This is a genomic window from Meiothermus sp. CFH 77666 (genome assembly GCF_017497985.1).
Lineage (GTDB): Bacteria > Deinococcota > Deinococci > Deinococcales > Thermaceae > Meiothermus.
Genome location: NZ_JAGDFV010000003.1, coordinates 18,208 through 41,761, shown reverse-complemented (window position 1 = coordinate 41,761; position 23,554 = coordinate 18,208). Strand labels below are relative to the sequence as shown.

At 61.4% G+C, this 23,554-nt stretch carries 27 protein-coding genes and 3 tRNA genes; 18 read left to right on the top strand and 12 right to left on the bottom strand.

The features are described from left to right. The 4 genes from J3L12_RS02570 to J3L12_RS02555 all read right to left on the bottom strand — a co-directional run bounded on the left by J3L12_RS02570 (window position 1) and on the right by J3L12_RS02555 (window position 3,193). The gene (locus tag J3L12_RS02570) at window positions 1-1,176 is read right to left on the bottom strand and encodes an MFS transporter (RefSeq protein ID WP_208013479.1); all 1,176 of its coding nucleotides are present in this window, start codon (window positions 1,174-1,176) and stop codon (window positions 1-3) included. A 444-nt stretch (window positions 1,177-1,620) separates the two neighbouring features. After that, window positions 1,621-1,715, bottom strand: a tRNA-Ser gene (locus J3L12_RS02565). A 93-nt stretch (window positions 1,716-1,808) separates the two neighbouring features. Then, window positions 1,809-1,898, bottom strand: a tRNA-Ser gene (locus tag J3L12_RS02560). Between the two features lie 77 nt (window positions 1,899-1,975). Next, window positions 1,976-3,193, bottom strand: coding sequence for an MFS transporter (locus J3L12_RS02555; RefSeq protein WP_208013478.1), 1,218 nt, complete (start codon window positions 3,191-3,193; stop codon window positions 1,976-1,978). 97 nt (window positions 3,194-3,290) lie between these two features. On the opposite strand from J3L12_RS02555, the gene J3L12_RS02550 reads away from it, so the two are divergent. The 11 genes from J3L12_RS02550 (at window position 3,291) to J3L12_RS02500 (ending at window position 10,087) form a co-directional block, all read left to right on the top strand. After that, window positions 3,291-3,977, top strand: coding sequence for a hypothetical protein (locus tag J3L12_RS02550; protein ID WP_208013477.1), 687 nt, complete (start codon window positions 3,291-3,293; stop codon window positions 3,975-3,977). Between the two features lie 450 nt (window positions 3,978-4,427). Continuing rightward, window positions 4,428-4,823 (top strand): hypothetical protein, encoded by a 396-nt coding sequence (locus J3L12_RS02545; protein ID WP_208013476.1) that lies wholly within the window; start codon window positions 4,428-4,430, stop codon window positions 4,821-4,823. Window positions 4,824-4,889: 66 nt separating this feature from the next. Further along, a complete protein-coding gene (locus J3L12_RS16880) occupies window positions 4,890-5,090 on the top strand; it encodes a helix-turn-helix domain-containing protein (protein ID WP_208013475.1) in 201 nt (66 codons plus the stop codon). Between the two features lie 12 nt (window positions 5,091-5,102). Next, window positions 5,103-5,693, top strand: a complete 591-nt coding sequence (locus J3L12_RS02535; RefSeq protein WP_208013474.1) for a hypothetical protein — start codon at window positions 5,103-5,105, stop codon at window positions 5,691-5,693. Beyond that, entirely contained in the window at window positions 5,660-6,934 is a 1,275-nt protein-coding gene (locus tag J3L12_RS02530) for an AAA family ATPase (protein ID WP_347708817.1), read from the top strand. Before J3L12_RS02535 ends, J3L12_RS02530 begins: the two co-directional genes overlap by 34 nt. After that, window positions 6,931-7,290, top strand: a complete 360-nt coding sequence (locus tag J3L12_RS02525) for a hypothetical protein (RefSeq protein WP_208013472.1) — start codon at window positions 6,931-6,933, stop codon at window positions 7,288-7,290. Before J3L12_RS02530 ends, J3L12_RS02525 begins: the two co-directional genes overlap by 4 nt. A gap of 15 nt (window positions 7,291-7,305) precedes the next feature. Next, on the top strand, window positions 7,306-7,977 hold the full coding sequence (locus J3L12_RS02520) for a hypothetical protein (protein ID WP_208013471.1): 672 nt from the start codon (window positions 7,306-7,308) through the stop codon (window positions 7,975-7,977). Between the two features lie 36 nt (window positions 7,978-8,013). Further along, on the top strand, window positions 8,014-8,244 hold the full coding sequence (locus J3L12_RS02515) for a hypothetical protein (protein ID WP_208013470.1): 231 nt from the start codon (window positions 8,014-8,016) through the stop codon (window positions 8,242-8,244). Then, window positions 8,244-8,669: a hypothetical protein gene (locus J3L12_RS02510; protein WP_208013469.1), complete on the top strand. Its 426-nt coding sequence runs from the start codon at window positions 8,244-8,246 to the stop codon at window positions 8,667-8,669. The genes J3L12_RS02515 and J3L12_RS02510 overlap by 1 nt, the downstream gene beginning before the upstream one ends. Window positions 8,670-8,733: 64 nt before the next feature. Further along, window positions 8,734-8,961, top strand: coding sequence for a hypothetical protein (locus J3L12_RS02505; protein ID WP_208013468.1), 228 nt, complete (start codon window positions 8,734-8,736; stop codon window positions 8,959-8,961). Beyond that, a complete protein-coding gene (locus J3L12_RS02500; RefSeq protein ID WP_208013467.1) occupies window positions 8,942-10,087 on the top strand; it encodes a tyrosine-type recombinase/integrase in 1,146 nt (381 codons plus the stop codon). The genes J3L12_RS02505 and J3L12_RS02500 overlap by 20 nt, the downstream gene beginning before the upstream one ends. 85 nt (window positions 10,088-10,172) lie before the next feature. Here J3L12_RS02500 and J3L12_RS02495 read toward each other — a convergent pair. Together J3L12_RS02495 and J3L12_RS02490 are read right to left on the bottom strand one after the other, a co-directional pair. Further along, window positions 10,173-10,249 (bottom strand) — tRNA-Arg (locus J3L12_RS02495). 105 nt (window positions 10,250-10,354) lie between these two features. Continuing rightward, window positions 10,355-11,359, bottom strand: coding sequence for a tagatose 1,6-diphosphate aldolase (locus J3L12_RS02490; protein WP_208013466.1), 1,005 nt, complete (start codon window positions 11,357-11,359; stop codon window positions 10,355-10,357). A gap of 120 nt (window positions 11,360-11,479) precedes the next feature. Here J3L12_RS02490 and J3L12_RS02485 point away from each other — a divergent pair, with 120 nt between their 5' ends. Further along, a complete protein-coding gene (locus J3L12_RS02485; RefSeq protein ID WP_208013465.1) occupies window positions 11,480-12,400 on the top strand; it encodes a carbohydrate kinase in 921 nt (306 codons plus the stop codon). A gap of 31 nt (window positions 12,401-12,431) precedes the next feature. Here the strand turns inward: J3L12_RS02485 and J3L12_RS02480 are convergent, their stop codons facing one another. Both J3L12_RS02480 and J3L12_RS02475 read right to left on the bottom strand, forming a co-directional pair. Then, on the bottom strand, window positions 12,432-12,836 hold the full coding sequence (locus J3L12_RS02480; RefSeq protein WP_208013464.1) for a cupin domain-containing protein: 405 nt from the start codon (window positions 12,834-12,836) through the stop codon (window positions 12,432-12,434). Window positions 12,837-13,123: 287 nt separating this feature from the next. Then, window positions 13,124-14,170: an NADH:flavin oxidoreductase/NADH oxidase gene (locus J3L12_RS02475; RefSeq protein WP_208013463.1), complete on the bottom strand. Its 1,047-nt coding sequence runs from the start codon at window positions 14,168-14,170 to the stop codon at window positions 13,124-13,126. Window positions 14,171-14,391: 221 nt separating this feature from the next. Here J3L12_RS02475 and J3L12_RS02470 point away from each other — a divergent pair, with 221 nt between their 5' ends. The 4 genes from J3L12_RS02470 (at window position 14,392) to J3L12_RS02455 (ending at window position 17,794) form a co-directional block, all read left to right on the top strand. Next, complete coding sequence (locus J3L12_RS02470) at window positions 14,392-15,537, top strand: acyl-CoA dehydrogenase family protein (RefSeq protein ID WP_208013578.1); 1,146 nt, start codon at window positions 14,392-14,394, stop codon at window positions 15,535-15,537. 76 nt (window positions 15,538-15,613) lie between these two features. Then, entirely contained in the window at window positions 15,614-15,994 is a 381-nt protein-coding gene (locus J3L12_RS02465) for a four helix bundle protein (protein ID WP_208013462.1), read from the top strand. A 47-nt stretch (window positions 15,995-16,041) separates the two neighbouring features. Further along, window positions 16,042-16,788, top strand: coding sequence for an electron transfer flavoprotein subunit beta/FixA family protein (locus J3L12_RS02460; RefSeq protein WP_208013461.1), 747 nt, complete (start codon window positions 16,042-16,044; stop codon window positions 16,786-16,788). A gap of 67 nt (window positions 16,789-16,855) precedes the next feature. Then, complete coding sequence (locus J3L12_RS02455) at window positions 16,856-17,794, top strand: electron transfer flavoprotein subunit alpha/FixB family protein (RefSeq protein WP_208013460.1); 939 nt, start codon at window positions 16,856-16,858, stop codon at window positions 17,792-17,794. Window positions 17,795-18,043: 249 nt separating this feature from the next. Here the strand turns inward: J3L12_RS02455 and J3L12_RS02450 are convergent, their stop codons facing one another. Both J3L12_RS02450 and J3L12_RS02445 read right to left on the bottom strand, forming a co-directional pair. After that, on the bottom strand, window positions 18,044-18,334 hold the full coding sequence (locus J3L12_RS02450) for a nucleotidyltransferase family protein (RefSeq protein ID WP_208013459.1): 291 nt from the start codon (window positions 18,332-18,334) through the stop codon (window positions 18,044-18,046). A 253-nt stretch (window positions 18,335-18,587) separates the two neighbouring features. After that, the gene (locus tag J3L12_RS02445; protein ID WP_208013458.1) at window positions 18,588-21,764 is read right to left on the bottom strand and encodes an ExeM/NucH family extracellular endonuclease; all 3,177 of its coding nucleotides are present in this window, start codon (window positions 21,762-21,764) and stop codon (window positions 18,588-18,590) included. 258 nt (window positions 21,765-22,022) lie between these two features. Between J3L12_RS02445 and J3L12_RS02440 the strand changes: the two genes are divergently transcribed. Continuing rightward, window positions 22,023-22,190, top strand: a complete 168-nt coding sequence (locus J3L12_RS02440; protein ID WP_208013457.1) for a hypothetical protein — start codon at window positions 22,023-22,025, stop codon at window positions 22,188-22,190. Window positions 22,191-22,215: 25 nt separating this feature from the next. Here the strand turns inward: J3L12_RS02440 and J3L12_RS02435 are convergent, their stop codons facing one another. Together J3L12_RS02435 and J3L12_RS02430 are read right to left on the bottom strand one after the other, a co-directional pair. Next, window positions 22,216-22,419 carry a DUF2892 domain-containing protein gene (locus J3L12_RS02435; protein WP_208013456.1) on the bottom strand — a complete coding sequence of 68 codons (204 nt, stop codon included), beginning with the start codon at window positions 22,417-22,419 and terminating at the stop codon, window positions 22,216-22,218. Between the two features lie 149 nt (window positions 22,420-22,568). Continuing rightward, the gene (locus tag J3L12_RS02430) at window positions 22,569-22,781 is read right to left on the bottom strand and encodes a DUF2892 domain-containing protein (RefSeq protein ID WP_208013455.1); all 213 of its coding nucleotides are present in this window, start codon (window positions 22,779-22,781) and stop codon (window positions 22,569-22,571) included. 125 nt (window positions 22,782-22,906) lie between these two features. Here J3L12_RS02430 and J3L12_RS02425 point away from each other — a divergent pair, with 125 nt between their 5' ends. Beyond that, window positions 22,907-23,512: a helix-turn-helix transcriptional regulator gene (locus J3L12_RS02425; RefSeq protein ID WP_208013454.1), complete on the top strand. Its 606-nt coding sequence runs from the start codon at window positions 22,907-22,909 to the stop codon at window positions 23,510-23,512. Window positions 23,513-23,554 lie beyond the last annotated feature (42 nt).

Genomic DNA, 23,554 nt, shown 5'->3' with positions numbered 1-23,554 from the left:
CTACTGCCCGCTTGCCAGCTTCGGCCTGCTGAAGAAAAAGACCATAGCCAGCCCAATCAGGAGTGCCGAGAACATATAGGGGTAGGCCGGAGAGAGCCCGTACAGCGAGGTGCCGACCACCGGCCCCAGCATCCGGCCCAGGGCCTGCGCTGCGCTAGAGAGGCCCGCTACCGCACCTTGCTCGTCGTCCGAGACCGCCAGCGACTGAGCCGCCGTGAGGCCAGGGCTGGTCATGGAACCCAGCCCCAGCAGCACCAGCGAGACGGTAAGCCAGCCAAAACTGGGCGCAAACACCAGTCCCAGGTAGCCCAAGAGCAGCAGGGGCAACCCCAGACTCAGCAGGGCCCTGGGGGGCCACCTGACCGCTCGCACCCAGACTCCCTGCACCAGCACCCCCACCACCCCGAATACCACCAGGGCCAGGCCCACCGTCTGCGCGGTCTGGGCAGGGCTGAGGGATAAGCGATCCTGGTACAAGAAGGCCACGGTCTGCTCCATGGCGATGGAGGCCAGGTTAATGCTCAAACCCACCAGCAACAAGGGCAGGATGCGCGGGTCGGCCCAGGAAAGCCGGGGCGGGCTCTGGGGACGGGCCAAGGGCCGCGACTCGGGAAGAACCCTCCACACAAACAGCGCATTCAAGACCGCCAGGCTGGCCGAGAAAACCACCGGCGCCAGCAAACCAAAATGAGCCAACCCCGCCCCAATGGCCGGGCCAAAGATGATCCCCAGGCCAAAAGCCGCCCCCAGAATGGCAAAGCTCTGGGTGCGCTGATCTCTGGGGGTGATATCGGCCAGGTAGGCCTGGGCCGTGGGCAGGGTGGCCGAGGAAAAAGCACCGCCCAGCAGCCTTGCTGCTAACATCGAGCCAAACAGGCTCCACCCCAGTAGTACCTTCTGGTAGCCTAGCCAGGCAAAAAAGGCGAATAAAAAGAAGCTGACCGCAAACCCCACGATGCCCAACAGCAGGATGGGCTTGCGCCCCACCACCTCGCTACGGCGCCCCCAGTAGGGCGAGAGCACAAACTGCATCAAGGCATAGCCGGTGGAAAATAGCCCAACCTGTACCTCGCTCAGGCCCAGTTCGCGGGAAAGCGGCCCCAGAACTGGGAATAAGACCGACAGACCTAGAATGCTGTTGAAAAGAGTAAGAAAAAGCAACGTGAGCGGTTTCACCGCCGAATAGTGTATCGTCTGAAAAAGAAATTTTTCCGGGTTCATGTTCAAATCGGTTATGGAGGATGCTTACAGCGCTCCTTACAGACGTGGCCGCCCATTCCGGCGACCACTGTTCTGTCCAGGACAAAGGATACTATGTCCGTAATGGCTCGATATTTGTGAAGAGCGATCTAAACTCGTCAATTCGGATTCAATATCAAAAGTTACCAGGCAAACACTGTGAATAAGCTGTGGATAACTCTGTGGATAACCTGTGGATAACTCCTTGGTAGTTTCCAAACTTCACCCTGATTGCTGGTTTACATTGCGAGAAATACACCGTCCTGGCGGTCACTTTGGCAAGGCCAGACATTCGCAGGAAACGCTTCGGCTGCCCACCAATTGCAAGAGGCCAGGGAGCTACATCCCTGACCTCTATGCCCTGTTTTATGGGCCCTGCTCTGGCGGAGGAGGGGGGATTCGAACCCCCGATAGGGACTTTCGTTCCCTATAACGGTTTAGCAAACCGCCGCCTTCAGCCACTCGGCCACCCCTCCAGTTGGGTTGTGGGTTCAGGGGGCACGTCCCCAAAAACCGCAAACGTTACTTTAGCACAAAACCAGACGTTTGAAACCCCAGGCCCGACCTTCTGGCGGAGGGAGAGGGATTCGAACCCCCGGTAGGCTTGCGCCTACAACGGTTTTCAAGACCGCCGCTTTCAACCACTCAGCCATCCCTCCACACTCTGGCTGTGCGCCCTCCACCCGGTCAAAGCGCTCTACTACTATGGGATGGAGAACCAGGCTTGTCAAGCAACTCAGCGCACCGAGCGAATCTGGCGAACCAGCACGGTGCCCAGCACAAAACACACCGCAGCAATCAGGAATAATACGGTGTAGCCCGAGCCCGCACTTTGACGGTTCAATGCATCGAGCATGGCCCCAAAGCCCCCCGCCAGCACCTGTGGTAGCACAATGGAGGTCTGCCAGATACCCATATCGGTGGCGTGGGCCTGGGGGTTGGGCAGCACATCCGAAACCAGTGCCCAGTCCACCGCCAGGTAGGCCCCATACAGCAACCCAAACACCACGGCTAGCACTATTAGCACATCGTAGCGGGGCAGCAACAAAATGGGCAGCATCAATACCGCCAGCCCCACCCCCGCAATGTAGATGATGGGCTTGCGGCCTTGTTGGTCGGAGATGCGCCCCGCCGGAACCGCTGAAATGGCGGCCCCTACAGAAATGAGCAGACCCAGCAGGGCCACAGCCTGGAAGGCTTCGGTGGCCAGGGTCTGGCCAAACGCCTGGAAGATTTGCACCACATCGGCCAGGTAGTACTGAAGGTAGGTCTGTACCATGTACTGCGCCAGCATGACCAGGAAGCGGGTGAACCAGACCCAGCGGAAATCGGCGCTCTGCCAGGGAGCCAGCATGCTTTCCAAAAGCCCCCGCCTTTGCGGCTGCAACCCCGGCACCTCCCGAATCAGGCTCAGGATCATCCCGGCGGCCAGCAAGTTGACCAGGGCAATCAGGAGGAACTGCCACTGCAAGTTGGCCAGCAAAAAGCCCACCACCCCCGCCACTACCTGGCCCCCCACCTGGAGGGTGCCCAGCCAGCCCGAAGCCACTCCGCGTTCCCGGCGGGCCGTAAGGTCGGGGATCAGCGCCGAGTAGGGGCCGGTGGCCATATCGTCGGCCAGCTGGAGCAACAAATAGGCCACCACCAGTTGCCAGTAGCTGCCCGCATAGGCCATCCAGACCAGCGAGCCCGCCGTCAGGATGGCCCCCAGGGCCAGAAAGGGCATTCGGCGCCCCACCCGGTCGGAGATGTAGCCCCAGATGGGCGGCCCAATGAAGGCCATTACCGCGCCCAGGGCAAACAAGAACCCCAGCCGGGTAGCGCGTTCAGGTTCAGGCACCAACTCGGCCACCCTGGCCGGCAGCAGCACCAGCAGAATCAGAAACCACTTGAAGCTACTCGCGAACCAATAGGAAGAGAGCACCAAGTACCAGGGGTTGGTGTGGGCACGCATTTGGCCCAGTATACGGGTTGATCAAACGCGATTTTTTAGCTTTCGGCTGATCGGAATCCTGGGTTGCCCAAGAATGAAAAAGCAAGGAGGGAAAAACATGGAGCAAGCAACCCTGGTGATTACTGAGAGCGACCTGGTTTTCGGCGAGGATAAGACCCAACTGGCCCACGATGCTTGGGGCCGGGCGTACCGCGTGAAGCGGCTTGCGCGGCCACAGATTCAGGGCGAGGTGCTGCGCTCTATTCTGGCACGCGCGGTTGGGATTGGCAGCCCTCGAGTGAGCGTACTGGTTGACGAGCGCCTCGAGCCCATCGGGATCGTCGTCCCGGTGCTGGAACTGAGCAAGCCAGTAGACCGCAATCACCCTGAGCTTCTACGGGCCATCTCGGTGAAGGCTGCTCTGGGCGATGAAGATTTACTCGAGGCCGGAACCATACTGCAAAACCTGGCCACAGACCCCGCAGGCAGGCTCTGGGTGCTGGATTACTCCGAATCCCGACCAGAGAAGGTGACGCGCTGGTATGAGGGTAACCCCGAGACCCTGGCAGTCTTGTTTTCGCTCAGCATTTACAGCCGCTACCATTTTGAGCACCTGCCCCTGACGGTGGAGTCCTGGCGTGTAGCTGCTCAGACTGGTCTGGACGCCTTCGATGGCCCAGGGCTGCGGCTGTTGGGGGATGTGCGGTCGCTTAACCAGAGCCTAAACAAGCTTGCCGAACAAATACTCGAGACCTTTCTCAAGGAGCCCATACCCACCCCCAGCCCGGCGAAAACCCTCGCCTGAGTCGGCCCCCAAAATCGAGGCCGAGCGCGTGGGCCATGCCAACCCGAACATCACCCTGGGGGTGTACCGTCACCTGCTCCAGCCCGGGCGGCAGGGCTTTGTGGTTGACCCGGAGGACTTGCCCTAACCCAGGGGTCAAAACGAAAACCGGGGCTTGGAATAACCCCGGTTTTCTTCGTCCTGTACTTGGCGGGCGCGGCAGGATTCGAACCCACGACCTACTGATCCGTAGAAGTTGAGAACCCATCACAAGCTATCACATAAAATCAATCTCTGTACCATGAATACGGGGTTTTCATCACTTCACGTCACTCTGGAATACTTCCGGTTTGGGGTCAAAACTGGGGTCAATTGGGGTCAAAAATGGGGTCAAAATATCAGGATGTGACCGCATGCGGTAATAACGTGCTGGACTTGTTTTCTTGAGGTTGCGTGTGGTAGTATTGGGCCATGCGGGACAGGGCGAAGCGTGAAATGGCGCAGATGGTGGCCGAGGCCGCCGCCGGGCTTCACGCCGCCCTCCAAAATTTTTACGCTCTCAGGGGAGCTTGGCTGCTGGCCCAGGCCCTACAACAGGCCGCCCGCCGCATCCCTGGGGTTGTCTTCACCGATCGGGGCAACAAATTGGCACAAAAAGGGGCAAAGATGCTGGACGCGCTAGGCCCCAAACGCGCTTTGCGCGCATTTTGGGAGTTGCTGATGGCAGTGCTGCTCGCGGTCATTCCCGAGGCCGAGAATGACCTCGAGCCGAATCTACGCCCTGCTGACCTGCCTCCGATGCCGCCCATCCCCCCACCACTAACCCCTCACAAACAAACGATTTTCGTTAACGCTCCTAACGCCTGAAACCTGCTGTTCTCGGCTTTAGGTTTCTGGCCGGGCTCATGCCCGTGAAAGTTGGAGCGTAAAACAATGCTTAACGAAAAGCTGGTTTTTAGCGTCCCTGAGCTTGCTCAGACGCTTGGAGTACATAAAAACCATGTGTACAACATGATTTCTCGCGGTGAACTGCGTGTGGTGCGGCTGGGGCGCGTTGTGCGTATCCCCAGAGTAGAACTCGAGCGCTTGGGCCTGCTGGCAAGGCAAACCCCCGCCGGGCCGGGCGGGGAGTAGGGGGGAATTGCTATGCCGCATTCGGATCTTAACATATCGCGCGCCGACCTGCTAAAGGCCGCCGCCGCGCTTGCGATTGAAAACTTCGAGGTTCACACGCCCCCGCCGAACATGCTGGGTGCCGGGATTGTGCTGGCTGCATATCGTCCTGGTGACGGTGAGGGCTTCATGCTGAGCGCTGCTGAAGTCCGCCTCGTCGCCCAGCATGGCATCGCCGCGCTCGATCCCCATAACCAGGGCGACGATGTGCCTCGCTGGCAACGCCCGGACGCAAAAAACCGCGAGAGGGCCTACGTCGAGGCCGCCCTTGCCCGCGCCATTGCCGAGGTTTCCACCGCACCGGTGGGCAACCGTAACAACGTGCTAGCACGGGCTGCCTATGGACTCGGAAGGCTCGAGGCCCTGGGCCTTGACCTCGAGAAGGCCCTCCAGGAGCTCATCCAGGCTGCCGCCGCCGCCGGGCTGGAGGTGAGGGAGGCCGAAACGACCGCCCGCCGTGCGCTTGCGAAGGGGGCCTTGAACCCCCTCGAGCTGCCGGATCGGGAACCTCAAAAATCGCAGCGCGGTCAATGGCACAAAAAATCCGGCTGGGAGGTGGAATGATGCCATTTGCCCCTCTGACCTTCCCCCAAAGGGTTCCGCAGCCTACCTGGGCCGTTGATAGACTTTTCCCACTGGGTCATGTGAGCCTGGTGTTTGCCCCGCCCGGGGTCGGGAAAACCCGCCTCGCAAGCTATTTGGCTGTTCAGGTAGCCCGTGAGCAGGGTCACTTCCTGGGCCGGGCCGTCAGGCCGGGCCGGGTGCTCATCCTGGACGCGGATGACCCGACCGGCTTTGGCTACCAGACCTGGGTTAATCGATTCCTAAACGGCTACCCGGATGCTAGCCGCGATAAAATCGAGCTCCGCGCGATTACTGGGGGCTTAACCCCTGAGGATGTGGACGCCCTGGCTGACGAAATTTGCCACGGCTTCACGCTTATCGTGCTGGACACCTTCGCGTCCGCATTTTTGGGCCTGGATATTATGAAGGCTCACCACGTACAGGCCGCCTTGACGGGCCTGGCCGGGCTCGCCAAGGCTTTGGATGTGTCCATTTTGCTGCTTGACCATGTGGGAAAACTCCAGCCGGGCGAAACGGTAGCAGGAAGGGGGGCCTACGGCAGCGCAGCTAAGGGTTTCGCCCCCCGAGCGGTGTTTGCTCTAGACCGCGTCCCGCCCAAAGAAGTCAATGGCGCGGATGTCCTGCGGCTGACCTGTACCAAAATGAGCTATGCCCCAGAGCCGGCTCCGGTAGGTTTTTCAATTGCGCTGGAGAACCTGGACACCGTCGCCCGTGCCTATGTGGTCGCCTTGCCAGAGGCTTCGTCCCTGATTGACAAGGCCAAGGTTGCCATGCTCCAGGCCCTCAAGCTGGCCCAGGGTGTGCCCATAAACCGGCAGCACCTTCTAACTATTGCCGTTCAAAAGGCCAATTGCACTGAACGCTGGGCCGCTTCAGCGCTCAAGGAGCTCGAGGCCGACCTGGGGCCGCGCCTGGCAGTGCAACACCTGGGCGGTCGCGGTAACCCGCTAGGCTACACCTTATTGCCGGATTTGATGAACTCAAAGCTATTTGATGAAGTCGGGACTTCATCAAATGAAATCCCGTCTGAGACGGTAAAACCCCTATTTGATGAACTGATACCCGGCATCAACAATAAAGTTCATTCACCGTTAGAGCCACTTGCTACCAGAAACACTTCATCAAATGGGGAAAATAGCGTCCAGGACAGCGAAGGATTTGATGAAGTGCCCACTTCATCAAATCCTCCCACTTCATCAAATCTCGAGGTGGAGTTATGAACCACTGGCAAGCCCTTCGCCCTCATTTGCCCAAACTGGCAACCAAGCTGGATACCTACCGCCCGCCCCTGCTACGGGTGGTGGTGGACGATGTGACCGTCCTGGTGACGGTGCTACCCCTCAGTGAGGCCCTGGAGGCCCATAGCAGGTTTTCCGGCATGCCCAGCCTGACCCTGGAGGACTGGCTGGACGAGATGCTCAAGAAGCTCGAGCGGCTGTACCCCTACCCTTCCCACAGCGTAGAAGTACATGCCCAGTGGCCTGGCAACCCCCCGCGCCTGGAGCGCATGGCCCGTATCAGGCCCATCTACCCCTCCACCCCCCGACCCCAAACCCTAGATGTTGTTCAACCCTGAACAAGGAGAATCATCATGACCAAGTTCGCTAACCCTGCCAACCTTGAGAACGAGATCCGCACCATCGCCAAGGACATGACCCCCAGCACCGAGCGCTTTGTGCTGGGCATCCTTCAGGACGCTGAGGCCGCCCTCGAGCGCTTCCAGGCCCAGGCCAACGCCCTCCAGAAGGATGAGCGGCTCCGCGCCGACTACAAGGCCGCCCGGCTCCTGGAGCTCAAGGCCGAGCTTCGGAACCGCATCGAAGAATTAAAAAACAGCTTCCAGGCCCGCCTCCAGGCCATGCAGACCCTCCCCTCCAGCCTGACCCCGGAGCCCATAAACGACGTTCAGGTCCTCGCTGCAAGGCAGGATGCCGAGTCTTTCCTGGGCGTAACCCCTGTAGCCGACCTCCCCATCACCCTGACCCGACTGGCCGGGGAAGCCCTGGAACTGGGTCTGTTGCCCCTGGCCGACCTGTTGACCTCGAACTGGGCCCGGCTCTATCTCAAACACCGGGGCGTACCCGAGCACCTGGTAAACAGCCACCTGAACATGCCCGAGCACGTAAACCTCCGGGAGAGAGTCATCGCCGCCAGGCTGCCCCAGGAGAAGCGCAGCGCCCTCGAGGGCTACTTCAAGGACGTGAAGCTCTTAGCTGAGGTTGCCGTGTATCTGCCGTACTACTTCCGCGAGAAGCAGCAGTGACCCCCCTGGGGGGTCACGCTTATCAGGAGTGCAGTTATGCCCATGAGAGCGACCAAAAACAACGACATCGCCAGGGCCGGAACCGCGCTCAGGAAGGCCCTCAAAACCGCCGAGCACCTGCTAACCGACCCCGACCCCCAGACCCAGCTTAGGGCTGTGCATGCCGTCGCCCAGGCCGCCGGGGTGCTGGTGCGGCTGGCAGAGATGAGCGACCTCGAGCAGCGCATCCTGACCCTCGAGCAGGCCCAGCTAAAGAAGGTGGTGTGATGGAAGCCAGAATCAAGAAGCTGGAGGTTACTACCCACAAGGCCCATCAGCAAGCCTGGGCCGTGTTCGAACACTACTGCCAGATGCACTTGTGGGCTATGGAGCCCATCAAAGAGGTGTTCATTCAGAAGCTGCTGCAAGCAGGCCAAGACCCCCAGGCCACAGTACAAACCCTCTGGCCGGACGTGATTCCAGGCTTTGACCCTGAACCCTGGGCAACCTTTCTGGATCAGGCCCAGCTACTCCAGGAGCAGGCCGATACCGACCTGACCATCTGGCCTTCTGACCTGCCTACACCCCCGCAGGAGCCGCCCGGTCTGTGGGAGAAGCTGCTCGAGCTCCGAAACAGCCCAGACGAGCAGGAAGTCATGGCGACCGGGTTTGGCATCATGGCCCTCTCGTATGCTCGAGCGGTGAGAGGGTAGGAAGGGAAAAGCGCACTTATGGAGATAGGTGCGCTTTTATTCTGTCCCGTGATATAGTAGGGCTATGCCTAAAGGTGAGCATCTACACAGGGTCAGACCCTCCAAAGAGAAGCGTCTGGCCGCGCTGGGCTGGCAACCCCTCGAGGCTGGGGAGGTCAGTCTGCACATACGGGTTAGGGCAAACAAGGCAGTTATTGACCGTTTCGCCGCCCTGAGCGCCAAAGAACGGGGCCGGGTGGTGGAGTTGGGGCTCGAGGCCCTGGAGGTGGAGCATGCCCAGGCTGACCAATAAGCCCAGGAAGCGCAAGGATGGCCGCTATGAAGTGCGCCTGAGTATCCCTGAGAACGGGAGAAGGGTGCGTATCTCCATCTACGGCAACACTGCCCAGGAAGCGGAACGCCTGGCCCGTGAGGTCAAGACCAAAGCCGAGCGAGGGCAGTTTAGCCGGGACAGGACGACCGTCACCGGCTTTGTGAAAGCCTGGCTCGAGCGCAGAACCCAGGAGGTCAGACCCCGAACGGCTGAGGCTTACCGCTATGAACTGGGCCTGGTGCTGCCCAGCTTGAAAGACCCCCAGGCCCCTGACCCCCTGGGGGCCCGACCCCTCAAGGATGTGACCCCTGCCCATATCCGGGAGCTCCTGGATGACCTGGGCAAACGGTGCAGTATCCGCACCGTAAGGCAGGCTCGAGCCCGGCTGCACTCCATCTTTGAGGAAGCCCTGAGCCTGGAGCTCATCCACCGGAACCCGGTAGCGCCGGTGAAGATCAAAGCCCCCCGTGAGGCCAAAGCCAAAGCAGGGAGGGCCCTCGAGCTCCACGAGGTGCAGGCCCTGCTCACCGCCCTGGACGCTCACAGTGACCCCAGAACCGCCCTCTCGTTGCGCCTGATGCTGGCCTGTGGGTTGCGCCTGGGCGAGGCCCTGGGCTTGCAGTGGCAGGATGTAGACCTCGAGGCCGGGGTGCTCAAGGTATCCAGGGCCTACAGCGCTGGGCGCATTACAGGCCCCAAGACCCACACAAGCGCCCGGACTGTACCCATCCCCAGGGCCACGCTGGAGCGGCTGAGGGCCTACCGGGACTGGTGGAGGGAGAAGCTGGGGGCCTACCCACCCCAGGGCATGTGGGTATTTGCCGGAAACAACCTGGATAAGCCTTTGGAATACCGGGCCCCTGCTCACCTGCTGACCAGGGTTGCGAAAAAACTGGGAATCCCCCACGTCCGGGTGCATGACCTCCGGCACAGCTACGGCTCCCACCTGCTGGCTAATGGCGCACCCCTCGAGCTGGTATCCGAGCGCATGGGCCATGCCAACCCGAACATCACCCTGGGAGTGTACCGGCATCTGCTCCAGCACGAACGGCAGGGCTTTGTGATTGACCCGGAAGACCTGCTGCAACCCAGGGCGCAGGCCTAGGGGTCAAAAGTTTATTGGGGTCAAAACCTGGGGTCAAAACGAAAACCGGGGCTTGGAATAACCCCGGTTTTCTTCGTCCTGTACTTGGCGGGCGCGGCAGGATTCGAACCCACGACCTACTGATCCGTAGTCAGTCGCTCTATCCAACTGAGCTACGCGCCCAGGGACGACGCCGGTGAGGGTCACCAAACGCGTCCCGTAGGGTAGCACAGGCGCCCAGAGCTGTCAATAAACAGGCTACTCTGATGATTCATCCAGTTGGGCAGGCTAACCCCTGGCCGCTTCCAGGCTGCCGTAGTGCGTCCACCAGGGCTTGGCGCCCCTGGCCAGCACTTCGTTGAGCATCTGGATATTCTTCACACCCTGGTCGGCAAGCCAGTCCTCGAGGGCTGCCAGCCCCTGTTTAGCGTAAACCGGAATGCCATCCTGCCAGGTAGCCCGCCCACACAACACCCCGCTAAAAGGCACCCCCGCTTCGGCAGCCATCTCGAGCGACTCACGGAAGACCGCATCGCTTACCCCTGCCGAGAGGTAAATAAAGGGCTTGCCGGCAGCGCTGGCGGTGTCCTTGAGGAACTGCAGGGCCTGGGCGCGGGTGTAGGCTTCCTCGCCCTTGAAGCCCAGGGTGCCGCTGGTGTAGGCAATGTTGAAGGGCAGCTCCACCTTGAGCACGTCCACGCCATAGCGGTCTTTGGAGAACTCCTCCATGTACATGGCCACGTAACGGGGCTTGGCTTTGGCCAGCTCGAGGCCCTCACCCAGCTGGTCGTTGTAGGCGATGGGCTCGAGGAAAAAGGGCATCTCCAGGGCCGCGCACTCGGCCCCTACCCGCTCGATGAAGGCGTGCTTGATGGCATTGATTTTGGGGTCGTCTTCGGGGTTGTAGTAAAGCAGGATCTTCACCGCGTCGCCGCCCGCTTCCTGAATGCGCCGTACGCTCAGGTCGGGCAGCAGATCCGGCAAGCGACCTGGAACGGTGGTGTCGTAGCCCGACTTTTCGTAGGCCAGCAGCACACCGGTTCGGGGAGCTTTGTGCTTCAGTGCAGGCAGGCCATACTCGGTGTCGATCAGAATCGCCGAAGCATAGGGGGTGAGGATTTTGACCACGGCGGTTTTGAACTCAGTGAGTTCGGCATCGCTCACCTCCGCCCCTCTGGCCTTGGCAATGGCCTTGCGCAGCGAACCCCGCTGATCCATCGCCGCCGCCGCAATCACACCCTGGTCGTCGGCACAGGCCTGTATCCGTTCAAACTTTCCTTTGCTCAGTCCCATAGTTATCTCCGTGCTCAAGTTTACCCCAAACCCCACCACAGGCCCGCCTGGCGGATGGGCTTACAGCACGGCAAAGTCCGGGTTAGACTGCTGCCATAGATCGCCTGCTATGGAGGAAGCATGCTGATTGTCGCCGGAGAAGCCCTGATAGACATGACCCCCACTGCCCACAACGGCGGTACTGCTTATGTTCCCCATCCCGGCGGTTCGCCGTACAACGTAGCCATGGGGGCGGGCCGGCTGGGCACACCCACCGCCTTCTTTGGGCGCATTTCGCGGGATGCTTTCGGGCAGTTGCTCAAGCGCCATCTAGCCGCCAGCAAGGTAAGCCTGGAATATGTCAGGGAGGGCCAGGAGCTCACCACCCTGGCCTTGGTCTCCCCTTCCGAGTCGGGCGAGTTTTTTTCGTTCTACTGCGAAAATACCGCCGACCGATTGCTCTACCCCGAAGATCTGCCCACCGCCCTCCCCCCCCAGGCGGCCCTGCACTTTGGCTCCTACTCGCTGGTGCTGGAGCCGGGGGCCTCGAGCCTCGAGCTCCTGATGCGGCGCGAGGCCCGGCGACGGCTGATCACCCTCGACCCCAACGTGCGGCCCTTCCTGATTCCGAGCCGCGAGGCCTATCTCGAGCGGCTTTTGGGCTGGCTCGAGCAGGCCGACCTGGTCAAGGTCAGCCAGGCCGACCTCGAGTGGCTCTATCCGGGCGAGAACCTGGAAACCATCGCCCAGGACTGGCAGAAGCAGGGCCCGGTATGGGTCATCGTGACCCGTGGGGGCCAGGGAGCTTTTGCCGTGAGGGGCCAGGAAATCATCGCCGTTCAGGCGCCCAGAGTGCAGGTGGTGGACACGGTAGGCGCCGGGGATGCGTTCATGTCCGGCACCCTGAGCTGGCTGTGGCAGAGTGGGGTCTGGTCTCGTGCCGCACTGGCCTCGCTCAACAGTGCGCAGATAACCGCTATGCTAAACTTTGCCGCTCGAGTCGCAGCCATTACCTGTACCCGATCCGGCGCCAATCCCCCCTGGCGCGAAGAGGTTGTCTGAGCTTCGCGTTACTCACTGTGTTGTGCTCGGGTCAAAGCCGGTACTGCTCCTCCGAGACCTGCTCCAGCCAATCGGTGCTCACCCCATCCACCGCTGCCTGAATGGCCAGATGGGTCATGGCGTGGGTCGCACTTGCCCCGTGCCAGTGCTTCTCACCAGGGGCAAAGTAGATGGTGTCACCCGCTTTCATCTCGCGAACCGGCTCACCCCAGCGCTGAAACCAGCCAATCCCGGCCTCCACGTGCAAAACCTGCCCTTTGGGGTGGGTATGCCAGGCGGTGCGGGCCCCTGGCGCAAACATCACCCGCAGCACGTGCAGGTGCATGGGCGCCGGGGTGACCACCAGCTCGCTCAAATACACCGTTCCGGTGAACCATTCGGGCTTGCCGAGGCGGGTAGGGGCCTGGGGCACAAAGGTTTTCCAGGGGTTTTCCATAGCTCAATTTACCGCCGATGGTCTATAGCCCATAGCTGATAGCCAGTGGCCGGGAAGCAGAACACGCCTCTTTATTGTGGGTGGGGCTGTTGCGAGGAGCAATCCAGGTTGGGCGTGCAAGGCGAATGACCGATACCCACCACAAACACTTCGCATTGGGCTGGTCTTTGCACAACGCCCTCGAGTACGAAGATCCAGTCCAGGCTCGAACCGGCCTCTGGCCTGCGACCTGCGCAAGGCACTGGCATTTCTGCAACGGGGTACCACGCTCGTCCCAGGAAGCAGCCTCAGAAAGCCCGCTCGTACTGCACCGGCCAGACCCTTTCACCCAGGGCTTGCGCGGCGCGGTAGGGCCAGTAGGGCTCTCGGAGCAAAACCCGGCCCAGGAGAATCAGGTCGGCCTGGTTGGCCTGAAGAATGGCCTCGGTTTGTAAGGGCTCGGTCAGGAGGCCCACCGCGCCTGTGGATAAGCCTGTGGACAACCGAACCTGGGCCGCAAAGGGCACCTGGTAGCCAGGCCCCACCGGAATTTTGACGCCCGGAATGGCCCCACCCGAAGAACAGTCCAGCAAATCCACGCCGCGTTTTTGCAGTTGCTCCGCAAACGCCACGGTGTCGGCGATGTCCCAGCCCCCCTCGACCCAGTCACTGGCCGAGACCCGCACCAAAAGCGGCAATTCCTCCGGCCAGACCGCTCGCACCACCTCCACGACCTCGAGCGCAAAGCGCATGCGGTTCTCCCGGCTGCCCCCGTAGCGGTCGCTGCGCCGGTTGGTAAGGGGCGACAGAAAGGAATGCAGCAGATAGCCGTGGGCCATGTGCAGTTCAATCAGTTCAAACCCCGCCGCAAGGGCCCGCCGGGCCCCCTGCTGGAAAGCCTGGCGTATCTGCTCCAGACCCGCTTCATCCAGTTCCTGCGGCACCGGCCAGCCCTCGTGGAAAGCCAGGGGGCTGGGGGCCACCGGTGTCCAGCGGTGCAGGGGCTTGCCACCCTGCCAGGGGCTGGCCGTACCGGCCTTGCGGCCCGCGTGAGCGAGCTGGATGCCCGCCACCCCACCCGCTGCCCGGATGCGCTGGGCCAGTGCCTGCAACCCCGCTACATGCGCATCCGACCAGATGCCCAGGTCATCCGGGCTGATCACCCCCCGGGCCTCTACCGCCGTGGCTTCCACCATAATGAGCCCCACCCCGCCAACCGCCCGCGTGGGGTAGTGCAGCAGATGCCACTCGGTTACATGCCCATCCTGGCCCGAGTACTGGCACATGGGCGACATGGCCAGGCGGTTTTTGAGGGTCACCGAACGCAGTTTCAAGGAGCTGAACAGCAGGCTCATGGCGCGGATTCTACGCGGTGCGGTGGTTTGGTTTGTGGATTTACATACATAACGCTTTTTCTTCACCAGGCCCGTGATACGATAGACAGGCCAGGCAGGAAAAAGTTATACTAAGTACAAGAAGCTTTTGTAAGGAGGTGAACCAAAGCCGAAAGCTAACAGCCGACAGCCAGGAGCAAACCGCTTTTTTGGCCTGGGGCTTTAGCCTTCCGCCTTCCGCCATGCCGATTGACTTTAGCCTGACCGACGAACAAAAGGAACTGCAAAAACTGGCCCGCCGCTTCGCCAGGGAGCAGATTGCCCCCATCGCCGCCGAGTACGACGCCAAAGAGGAAGTGCCCTGGGGGGTGGTGGAAAAGCTTTACGAGGTGGGCCTGCTGAACGCCATCATCCCCGAGGAATACGGGGGCCTGGGGCTGGGGATGCTCGAGGAGGTCATTATCGGGGAGGAGCTGGCCTGGGGCTGCATGGGCATCTACACCATCCCGATGGCCTCCGACCTGGGCATCACCCCCATCCTGCTGGCCGGCAATCACGAACAAAAGCAGCGCTTTTTCAAAAAGCTCACCGAGAAACCCGCGCTGGCCGCCTTTGCCCTCTCCGAGCCGGGCAATGGCTCCGATGCGGCGGCGCTGCGGACACGGGCCGTGCGCGAGGGCGACCACTACGTGCTGAACGGCACCAAAACCTGGATTTCCAACGGCGGCGAGGCCGAGACGGTAGTAGTCTTTGCGACCATTGCCCCCGAGCTGCGCCACAAAGGGGTAATTGCCATTGTGGTGGAGAAGGGCACCCCCGGCTTTACCGCCCACAAACTGCACGGCAAGATGGGCCAGCGGGCCAGCGGTACCTATGAGCTGGTCTTCGAGGACTGCCGGGTGCCCGCCGAGAACCTGCTGGGCCAGGAGGGCGATGGCTTCAAGATTGCCATGCACACCCTGGACAAGACCCGTATTCCGGTAGCGGCGGGCAGCGTGGGGGTGGCCCGGCGGGCTTTGGAAGAGGCCACCAGGTACGCCAAGGAGCGCGAAGCCTTTGGCAAGCCCATTGCCGACTTCCAGGCCATCCAGTTCAAGCTGGCCGAGATGCTGATGGGCATCGAAACCGCTCGCGCCTACACCTACTACGCGGCCTGGCTGACCGACCAGGGGCTGCCCCAGGCCCACGCCGCCGCCATTGCCAAGGCCTACGCCTCGGAAATGGCCTTCGAGGCTGCCAACCAGGCCATCCAGATCCACGGCGGCTTTGGCTACATGCACGAGTACCCGGTGGAGAAGCTTTTGCGCGATGTGAAGCTAAACCAGATTTACGAGGGGACAAATGAAATTCAGCGGCTCATCATTGCGCGGCATATTTTGAATTCGTAGCTTATTGCTGATAGCTAATAGCGAGAAACTTCGAAAAGCCTTGAATTTGGGTGCTATTCACGGGAACACCGCGTCTATGCTGAACGAGAAGAGTTACTTTGGGTTTGAAAACCTCGAGGTCTACCACCTGGCCTCGGAGTTGGTTGTAAGTATTTACAAAGCGGCAGAGCAGTTTCCCAGCAAGGAGCAGTTTGGGCTTACTTCACAGGTATGCCGTTCCGCCAACTCGATTTGCCTTAACATTGCCGAGGGAAGGGGCCGAGGCTCCGAGAGGGATTTTCTCAGATTCTTGTACATGGCCAGGGGCTCCTTGCTGGAGACAGTGAGCGCGGTGCATTTAGCCACCCGGCTGGGTTTCCTAAGTGCTGAATCGGCCAGACCCCTTTACGAACAGGCCAGCCTTTTGAACGGCAAAATAAATGCTTTGATACGAACCCTCGAGGCCGCTTCAACGTAAGCTATCGGCTATCGGCCATTAGCGCCGAAACGCAGTGGAGGCATAAGATGAAATTCATAGCAGTCATCCGGCAAGTACCCGACGGCGAGTCCCGCCTCAAGATTGAGGGGGGCAAGGTAGACCTCTCCGGGGTCACCATGATCCTCGACCAGATGGACGAGTGGGCGGTGGAGGAGGTCATCCGGCTCCAGGAAAAACACGGCGGCGAAAGCGTGGTGGTGGCCCTGGGCCCGGAGCGCTTCGAGGAGGCCATCCGCACCGCGCTGGCCATGGGCATAGACCGGGCCGTTCACCTGGTGGCCGAGGGCTACCTGGACCCCATCACCCAGGCCGAGGCCCTGGCCGAGACCCTGCGGGCCGAGGCCCCTACCCTGGTCTTTACCGGCGGGCAGCAGGCCGACTGGGACTCCCAGGCGCTGGGTGCCGCCATCGCCGAGGCGCTCTCCTGGCCGGTGGTGAGCTGGACCACCCAGATCGAACTCGAGGGCGAGTCCCACGCCAAAGCCAAGCACGACCTCGACGAGGGCGCCGAGGTGGTGCGGGTGGCCCTGCCTGCCGTCTTCACCAGCCAGCAGGGCCTCAACGAACCCCGCTACCCCACCCTGCCCGGCATCATGAAGGCCAAGCGCAAGGAACTCAAAAAGGTGCCCATCAGCGCCAGCAGCAAGGTGGCCATTGTGGAGCAGACCATCCAGGAGCGCACCCGCCTGAACAAGCTGCTGGACGGCAAAGACCCCGTGGCCGCCGCGCACGAGCTGGTGCGGCTTTTGCACGAAGAAGCAAAGGTAATCTAGCCGATAGCGCATAGCCGATGGTCAATCGCTTTTTCGCCATCGGCCATCCCGCACATATGGAGGTTGCATGATCCTTGTAGTTCTAGAACACGACGGCCAGCGCCTGCGCAAGGGCGCTCTGGAAGCCATCAGCCGGGCCCGGCAGCTCAGCAGCCTGGGGCCCCTTGCAGGCGTGGTGATTGGCGAAAATACCGCAACGGTGGCCCAGGAGGCCGCCCAGTACCTGCCCACCGTCTACGCCGCCGAGGTGGGGCCCTACACGCCCGAGAAGTGGGCCGAGGCCGCTTATGCCGCCGTCCAAAAAAGCGGGGCTCGGGTGGTCGTTGCCACCGGAGGCCGCCAGGGCCGCACCTGGACGGCCCGGCTGGCCTACAAGATGAAGGCCGGGCTCCTGGAAGACACCCTGGAAACCAGCACCGATGGTCAGAGCATCCTCGGCAGCCGGTATAGCTTCCTGAACCGCGTCACCGAGCGCCAGCAGGCCCCCCTGCCGGTGGTCTTCACCGCCAAACCCAATACCACCCCCCTGGCCGAGCCAGAGGGTAGCGGCACGGTGGAGACCCTCGAGGTGAGCGTTCCCGCCGGGGTAGAGGTGCTCGAGCGCCTGAGCGAACAAAAGAAAGGCGTCTCGCTGACCGAGGCCACCGTGGTGGTTACGGGCGGGCGCGGCCTGGGCAGCCCCGAGGCTTTTGCAGGGGTGGAGGAACTGGCCGGTGCGCTGGGCGCGGCGGTGGGCGCAACCCGTGCGGTGGTGGACGCGGGCTGGCGGCCCTATGGCGAGCAGGTGGGCCAGACCGGCAAAACCGTGCAGCCCAATGTCTACATCGCCCTGGCGGTTTCGGGCGCGGTGCAGCATCAGGCCGGTATGAACAAGAGCAAGTACATTGTGGCGGTTAACAAGGACGCCGAGGCCCCCATCTTCAAAATTGCCGACTACGGCATTGTGGGCGACGTGCACCAGGTACTGCCTGCGCTCATTGATGCGGCGAAGAAGTTGAAGGACTGAGAGCGGTTCCCACGAATACCGCCTACATAAAAACTCAATTGTAGGCGGTAATTTACGCTCCCGCATGGGAACGTAAATGTGGGAAACGCGATGAGGCAAGCTTCAGCCCAGGGGCAGGCTCAGACTTGCCCTTCCTGCATTTGCTCGAGCGGCCCTACCAGGGCCGGCAGGTCGTGGATTACGGTTTGCCACAGGGTAGGAATGTCCAGACGAAAATACTCGTGAATGGCAATGTTGCGCTCTTGCCAGTTACGCGGCGCGCACCACCTCGCGCATGACCCGCTCACGAATGCTTGGCTTGAGGCTGTCCGGTGTACCCAAATCAACCTTCTGGCCCAGCCATTTTTCCAAAGCAAACTGAATACTCAGAAACTCAAAATAGCCCATTGGCCGGCTCAGTTCCACCAGAATATCCACATCGCTTTCCGAACGGGCCTCGTTGCGAGCAACTGAGCCAAACAAATAGACCGCCGAAACCCCCAGGCCTTCCAGGTCAGCTTTGTGGGCTTGAAGGATGGCAAGAACCTCCTCGCGGCGCATTGATAACAGTCTAGCACGTGCTTCCAGTGTAGTTGTGGCAGACCAGAAGTTGAATGAGGGCAAAGCTCAAAAACCCAAACCCAGCGCAGCGACAGGTAACCTCGAGCTCCTCGGCCAGATAAGCTGCTTACTGCAATGTTGCGTCCATACGGATCAAAGGGCTTCGGGTAGAAAACTGGCTGGACGAGGGATAAGCCTATCAGCAAAACTCGAGTGGGGCCAGTTGACCCCACTCGGTTCCCTTGATGGGCGGCTACTTCACAAAGTTGAAGTTGGCCCGGTAAGTAATGCCATCGGTGTAGCGCACCACCAGTTGGCGGCAGCTACCGGCCCAGGCTTTCTCGGTTTTCCAGGGGTAGGTGTAGCGGTCTTGCAGGGGGTCGTAGCTGAGGCCGCCGTTGCTATTGGTGGGGTTGGTGCCGTTCACCGCAGCGGTCGAGCCGCACGGGATCACCTGCCACCTGGGGAACCCCGGCGCAAAGATGTTCAGCCCCTTATTACCCCCCAGGCTGAAGATAAGCGGAATGGACTGGCCCGCGTTGACGTTGTTGTAAGCCGGGAACGGGGCCACGGGGCCAAAGAACCAGGCCCCCGGAGCAGCCAGGTTCAGCCCCACCACCACCGGGTCGTGGTCGGAAACACGGAACTGGTCGGGCGCGTAGAGCACCGCTTGCAAATTCGGGGTTTTGAAGTCGGTGTTGTAGTCGAGCACACTGGGCTCGTCGGCGTTGATGTGATACTCGGCCACCCCGCTCACCTGTGCGTTAAGCGAGGCCGAGGCCAGGGCATGGTCGAGGTAGCCCCACTGCCCATCGAACACATACGAATAGGCATCCGGGCCCAGGCGGGTCTCGAGCAGGTTCACAAAGCCCGCGTTCTTGAGGGCGGTGATGGGGTCTTCCTGGGCGTAGGCGTTGTAGTCGCCAATCAGGAGCACGTCCGGGTCGGCAATGCCGGTGGGGTGGGTGGCCAGCCAGGCCGCGAGCTGCTGCGCGGCATTGGTGCGCACCGCATTGCAGTTGCCCTGGCCGTCGCCCTGGTCGGGCAGGTCGCAGGCCGAGCCCTTGCTCTTGAGGTGGTTCACATTGACGATGAAAATGGCCCCATTGGCGTTTTGCTGGAAGGCCTGGGCCAGCGAGGCCCGGTTGCGCGGGGCGCTGTCGCCGCCGTTCACGAAGGCTGGGGTATTGAGCACTGCGGTCTGGCCCACCGGGGTCACGCGGGCCGGCTTGTAGATCAGGCCCACCTTGATGGCATCGGTGCCCAGGGCATTGACCTGGCCGGTAGCCGCGTCGGCGTTGATGAAGGCATACGTCCCCGGCGCAGTGGCTTCGTTGAGTTTATCCACCAGGAAGGCGATGGCGCTGTCGGGGCCGTAGCCGTCGTTCTCGAGTTCATTAACCCCCAGCACATCCGGGTTCATGGCCAGAATGGCCGCGACCGTCTTGGGCCACTGCCGGTTGAACTCGGCCAGAGTATCGGCTCCACGGCAGTCGGTGGGCGCACCCCCTACCCCGTTGGTGCAGTTGTCCACCGTGTCCGGCAACCCGTCAAAGGTGTTGAAGAAGTTAAGCAGGTTCATGCCCACCACCTTCAACGTACCGCCCACTTCCGGTGCAGTTGTGGGGCGCGGGTTGGCCGCCACAAAGTTCACATAGCCGTTCAAGGCCCCGATAGGCCGCACCCGGTAGGCGTTGCCGCTGGCGGCGTTGCCCGCCCAGGTATAGGTCATCACCCCCACAATGCCCGTGGCGGTGTCGCCGCCGCGCAGGGTGTTGGAGGCCGATAGCGGCAGGCCGTTGCGGGCGAACAGGATGGGGTCGGGGTTCTGGTTTTGCAGGGCATCGTCCAGGATGATGCGGTTAAGGTTGTTCTGGGCTTGCAGGGCATTGGCCGCAGCACCGGGCGTGGTCACATGGGTGGGCTGTTTGAGCCGCCCACCCGACGAGAGCACCACCTGCCCGAAGCGCCCCAGCTGGAAGTGCTCGGTCACGTAGAGGGTCTGGGGCAGCCGCACCAGCATGCCCTCGTAGCGCTCGGCATCGGTGGGCGAGGCAAAGGGCAGGGTGACGTCCACCGGCGCAACGGTGGCGGTGCCGCACTTGGTGAGGGTGGTGGCGCTCACCTGGGTCTGATCCTGGAACTCGCCTGCGGTTCCGGTCACCCGCACCACATCCCCCAGCGAAACGTTATCGTTGTTGCCGTTGAACACGAAGAGGCCATCGGAGGTGTTGGGGTCTCCATCGCCACTGACGTCCTGGATGTAAAAGCCGCGCAGGGCCGGGGCGGGGCCTTCGTAATCGCCCACCACCACGCCCTTGGTGACCACGCTGCCGGTAATGGCCGCCGTCAGGCCACTCCCCTGAATCTGGTAGATGGGGGTATGGGGCAGGTCGCAGACCGAGACCGGGTTGAAGGTCAGCACAAAGTTGGCGGCCAGGGTGTCGGGGGGGTCGAGGGGATCCACATCCGACACCTGCGCTGCAAAAACCGTGAGCGTACAGCTCTCGCCCGAGGCGAAATCGGTGTTGGGGTTGATGACGAACTGCGTCGAGGTAGCATTGGGCGTGACCGCCGCATCGGCCACCGTGCGGGTTCCGCTGGTGGAGCAGGTAATTTCAAACCAGTTGCCGCTTACGTTCACCGGCTCGCTGAAGGTCAGGGTCAGGCTGTCGTCGGGATTGATGGTGCCGCTCGAGGGTGGAACCGAAGCGACCACACTGGGCGCGGACTCGCCGCAAAAGTTGCGGGCGGAGGCAGTATTGCGCGGGTTGGGCGCAGCCGCTTCAAAATCGCTGGCGTTTTGGTCGGTTTCGGTACAGCCGTTGCCCTTGCGAAGAGCAGCGGTGGTGTTGGAAAGGGTGGGTGCAGCCCCCGAACCCTCAAAGAAGTTGGCATTGCCATAGCCCACCAGATCCACGATTTGGGCGAGCTGTGTAGGTGAACAGGTGGTAGAGCCGCCGTTGCAGCCTAGGGGAGTCGTGCTCGAGACGAGCGCCACCTTGCCCGCCGTTGCGGCCATGGCAATCGGGGTGGCATCCACCAAATCCGGTGTCGGCAGGGCCACCCCCGCCGTACCCCCCGCCTGCTGTACGAGGTAGTACTGTCCGGGCTGGAGGGTTACGTTGGGCAACTCGGTGAGTTGTGCGCTGCTGGCACCAAAGTTGCCCGTGCCGGTGGCACTGGCATACTGAATAGACCAGCCATTCAACGAAACCGGCGTGGTGCCCCGATTGAACAGCTCAACAAAGTCGTGGGTGTAGGGCGCACCGCTGTTGCCACCCCCACCATAGACCTGGCTGATCACCACACCATCGGAAATGGCCTGAGTGGCGAGTTTGGCCTGGGGTTGGGCGGGCGGGGCCTGGGTACAGGCTGAGAGCACAATCAAGACGAGCGATAAAGCACCCACACGTAGAAATGGCTTCATACTTCCTCCTGGCCGAACTGTATGAACCTGCCGTCAGGGCAGTGTTGCCAACAAGCCCGGACAAAAAAATGGTCAGGCATAGCCTACCGCAAAGGTACGTTTCGTTCGACATTACCTTGGCATGTCTGCCCGGGCTGTTTCGCCTGATACGAACCTTAGCCAGATACCCAACTTTCAGCGAACCAACGGAGAACGGCTGCGATAGCGGCACAAGGGTCATCGAATTTAGCAACAAAACCACCTGTCATTCCGAGGCATTTGATTGCCGGGCCGGTGGGGTGTGCGCTCTACCAGGCCCAGGGGCCTTTGGCGCTGTTTTTGCTGGTGGTGTTCTTTTTCTCGCTGGCCTTCTGGTTGCTGCGGGGGGCTCGAGGCGCCATCAACACCCCGCCCCATGCCCTGACCCAAAGCAAAACCCCGGCCTGAAAGCCGGGGCGAGGGAGGAGCGCGTTCAGGTCGCTTTTCCCCGGGTATTGACTTTGAACACCGCCCAGATGGGGCAGAAGTTGAGGGTAGCGGTGACCACCATAATTACCCCCAGCAGCCCAAACACCCAGGCCCAGATGCCGCTGCTACCGAAAAAGGCAATCAGGAAAAACACCACCGCCAGGATGTAGCGAACCAAGCGATCTGTGCTGCCCACGTTGGGAACCATAGCTTCCTCCTTATCGGAAACGGCCCAATCAGCCGACCTAGGCTCCTACTGGTTTGGTTCAGATTGGCCCGATTCCAGCCTACATTCTACTTTTTGCCCGTCGAGCGAACTGTGGTCGAGTGCAGGCTGCCTCCCTAGCAGTAGCAGTACTAGGCCTTGCGCTGGGGAGCGGGGCAGGTGTTGATGCCCAGGAGGGCGTACAGGGGGCAGAAGCCGATGGCTGCCGTCAGCAGCATGACTACCCCCAACCCGGCGGCCACATAGACCCAAACCCCACCGGCCACCGTAAAGGCCAGCATGAAAAACACCGCTGCCATCACCAGGCGAATGATCCGGTCGGTTGTACCTTCGTTGGGTTTCATCTTCTCCTCCTCTGAGCCGGTACGTTCAGGAAACGCACCGAATCTCTACCGATAAGGTATACTTCGTTTAGTGCTATTTCAATAGCAAAAATAGTGAAAAATAAACGAAGCCCCCTGGAGCCACTATGAACACCCTCCGTCCCCTGATGGAATACCTCAAACAACACGGCCCCAGCACCATCAAGGAACTGAAGGCGCACCTGGGCCTGAGCGAGACTGCTGTGCGGCACCAATTGCACAGCCTGGAAAAAAGCGGCTGGCTGGAACGGGAAGAGCGGCGCGAGGGCAGGGGCCGCCCAACCACGGTCTACCGGCTGACCCAGGCCTCGGAGGGCCTCTTCCCCAAACGCTACCCCGAACTGCTGGATGCGGTACTGGCCGAAGCCGAGCGAGAGCAAGTCCTCGAGAGGCTGCTGGAGGGGGTAGCCGAGAGCATGGCGGCTGAGCTAAGGCGCAAGCTCGAGGGCCTCGAGGGCCCGGCCAAGCTCCGTGCCCTGCTAACCTACATGGACTATGGCGACATGCTGGGCACCCTCGAGGAAACCCCGGCGGGGTGGGAGCTCAAAGCCTACAACTGCCTGTACTACGCCACCGGACAACGCTTCGAGTCGGTATGCAACCTGCCCCCCAGGGTGATTACCAAGGCCACCGGCCTGCCCGCCGAGCGCCCCTTCTGCCAGCGAGACGGGCACCGGGCCTGCCACTTTTTCATTGCCAATCGCTCGCCATAGCGCAAGCGCTTTTTGACCCAGCGCTTCACCCCAGAAAGTCTA

What these genes read in the sequence shown, in the direction of transcription:
- J3L12_RS02555 (WP_208013478.1), bottom strand. Translation starts at nt 3,193, where the DNA reads ATGCGTGCCCACACCAACCCCTGGTACTTGGTGCTCTCTTCCTATTGG.
- J3L12_RS02550 (WP_208013477.1), top strand. Translation starts at nt 3,291, where the DNA reads ATGGAGCAAGCAACCCTGGTGATTACTGAGAGCGACCTGGTTTTCGGC.
- J3L12_RS02545 (WP_208013476.1), top strand. Translation starts at nt 4,428, where the DNA reads ATGCGGGACAGGGCGAAGCGTGAAATGGCGCAGATGGTGGCCGAGGCC.
- J3L12_RS16880 (WP_208013475.1), top strand. Translation starts at nt 4,890, where the DNA reads ATGCTTAACGAAAAGCTGGTTTTTAGCGTCCCTGAGCTTGCTCAGACG.
- J3L12_RS02535 (WP_208013474.1), top strand. Translation starts at nt 5,103, where the DNA reads ATGCCGCATTCGGATCTTAACATATCGCGCGCCGACCTGCTAAAGGCC.
- J3L12_RS02530 (WP_347708817.1), top strand. Translation starts at nt 5,660, where the DNA reads ATGGCACAAAAAATCCGGCTGGGAGGTGGAATGATGCCATTTGCCCCT.
- J3L12_RS02525 (WP_208013472.1), top strand. Translation starts at nt 6,931, where the DNA reads ATGAACCACTGGCAAGCCCTTCGCCCTCATTTGCCCAAACTGGCAACC.
- J3L12_RS02520 (WP_208013471.1), top strand. Translation starts at nt 7,306, where the DNA reads ATGACCAAGTTCGCTAACCCTGCCAACCTTGAGAACGAGATCCGCACC.
- J3L12_RS02515 (WP_208013470.1), top strand. Translation starts at nt 8,014, where the DNA reads ATGCCCATGAGAGCGACCAAAAACAACGACATCGCCAGGGCCGGAACC.
- J3L12_RS02510 (WP_208013469.1), top strand. Translation starts at nt 8,244, where the DNA reads ATGGAAGCCAGAATCAAGAAGCTGGAGGTTACTACCCACAAGGCCCAT.
- J3L12_RS02505 (WP_208013468.1), top strand. Translation starts at nt 8,734, where the DNA reads ATGCCTAAAGGTGAGCATCTACACAGGGTCAGACCCTCCAAAGAGAAG.
- J3L12_RS02500 (WP_208013467.1), top strand. Translation starts at nt 8,942, where the DNA reads ATGCCCAGGCTGACCAATAAGCCCAGGAAGCGCAAGGATGGCCGCTAT.
- J3L12_RS02490 (WP_208013466.1), bottom strand. Translation starts at nt 11,359, where the DNA reads ATGGGACTGAGCAAAGGAAAGTTTGAACGGATACAGGCCTGTGCCGAC.
- J3L12_RS02485 (WP_208013465.1), top strand. Translation starts at nt 11,480, where the DNA reads ATGCTGATTGTCGCCGGAGAAGCCCTGATAGACATGACCCCCACTGCC.
- J3L12_RS02480 (WP_208013464.1), bottom strand. Translation starts at nt 12,836, where the DNA reads ATGGAAAACCCCTGGAAAACCTTTGTGCCCCAGGCCCCTACCCGCCTC.
- J3L12_RS02475 (WP_208013463.1), bottom strand. Translation starts at nt 14,170, where the DNA reads ATGAGCCTGCTGTTCAGCTCCTTGAAACTGCGTTCGGTGACCCTCAAA.
- J3L12_RS02470 (WP_208013578.1), top strand. Translation starts at nt 14,392, where the DNA reads ATGCCGATTGACTTTAGCCTGACCGACGAACAAAAGGAACTGCAAAAA.
- J3L12_RS02465 (WP_208013462.1), top strand. Translation starts at nt 15,614, where the DNA reads ATGCTGAACGAGAAGAGTTACTTTGGGTTTGAAAACCTCGAGGTCTAC.
- J3L12_RS02460 (WP_208013461.1), top strand. Translation starts at nt 16,042, where the DNA reads ATGAAATTCATAGCAGTCATCCGGCAAGTACCCGACGGCGAGTCCCGC.
- J3L12_RS02455 (WP_208013460.1), top strand. Translation starts at nt 16,856, where the DNA reads ATGATCCTTGTAGTTCTAGAACACGACGGCCAGCGCCTGCGCAAGGGC.
- J3L12_RS02450 (WP_208013459.1), bottom strand. Translation starts at nt 18,334, where the DNA reads ATGCGCCGCGAGGAGGTTCTTGCCATCCTTCAAGCCCACAAAGCTGAC.
- J3L12_RS02445 (WP_208013458.1), bottom strand. Translation starts at nt 21,764, where the DNA reads ATGAAGCCATTTCTACGTGTGGGTGCTTTATCGCTCGTCTTGATTGTG.
- J3L12_RS02435 (WP_208013456.1), bottom strand. Translation starts at nt 22,419, where the DNA reads ATGGTTCCCAACGTGGGCAGCACAGATCGCTTGGTTCGCTACATCCTG.
- J3L12_RS02430 (WP_208013455.1), bottom strand. Translation starts at nt 22,781, where the DNA reads ATGAAACCCAACGAAGGTACAACCGACCGGATCATTCGCCTGGTGATG.
- J3L12_RS02425 (WP_208013454.1), top strand. Translation starts at nt 22,907, where the DNA reads ATGAACACCCTCCGTCCCCTGATGGAATACCTCAAACAACACGGCCCC.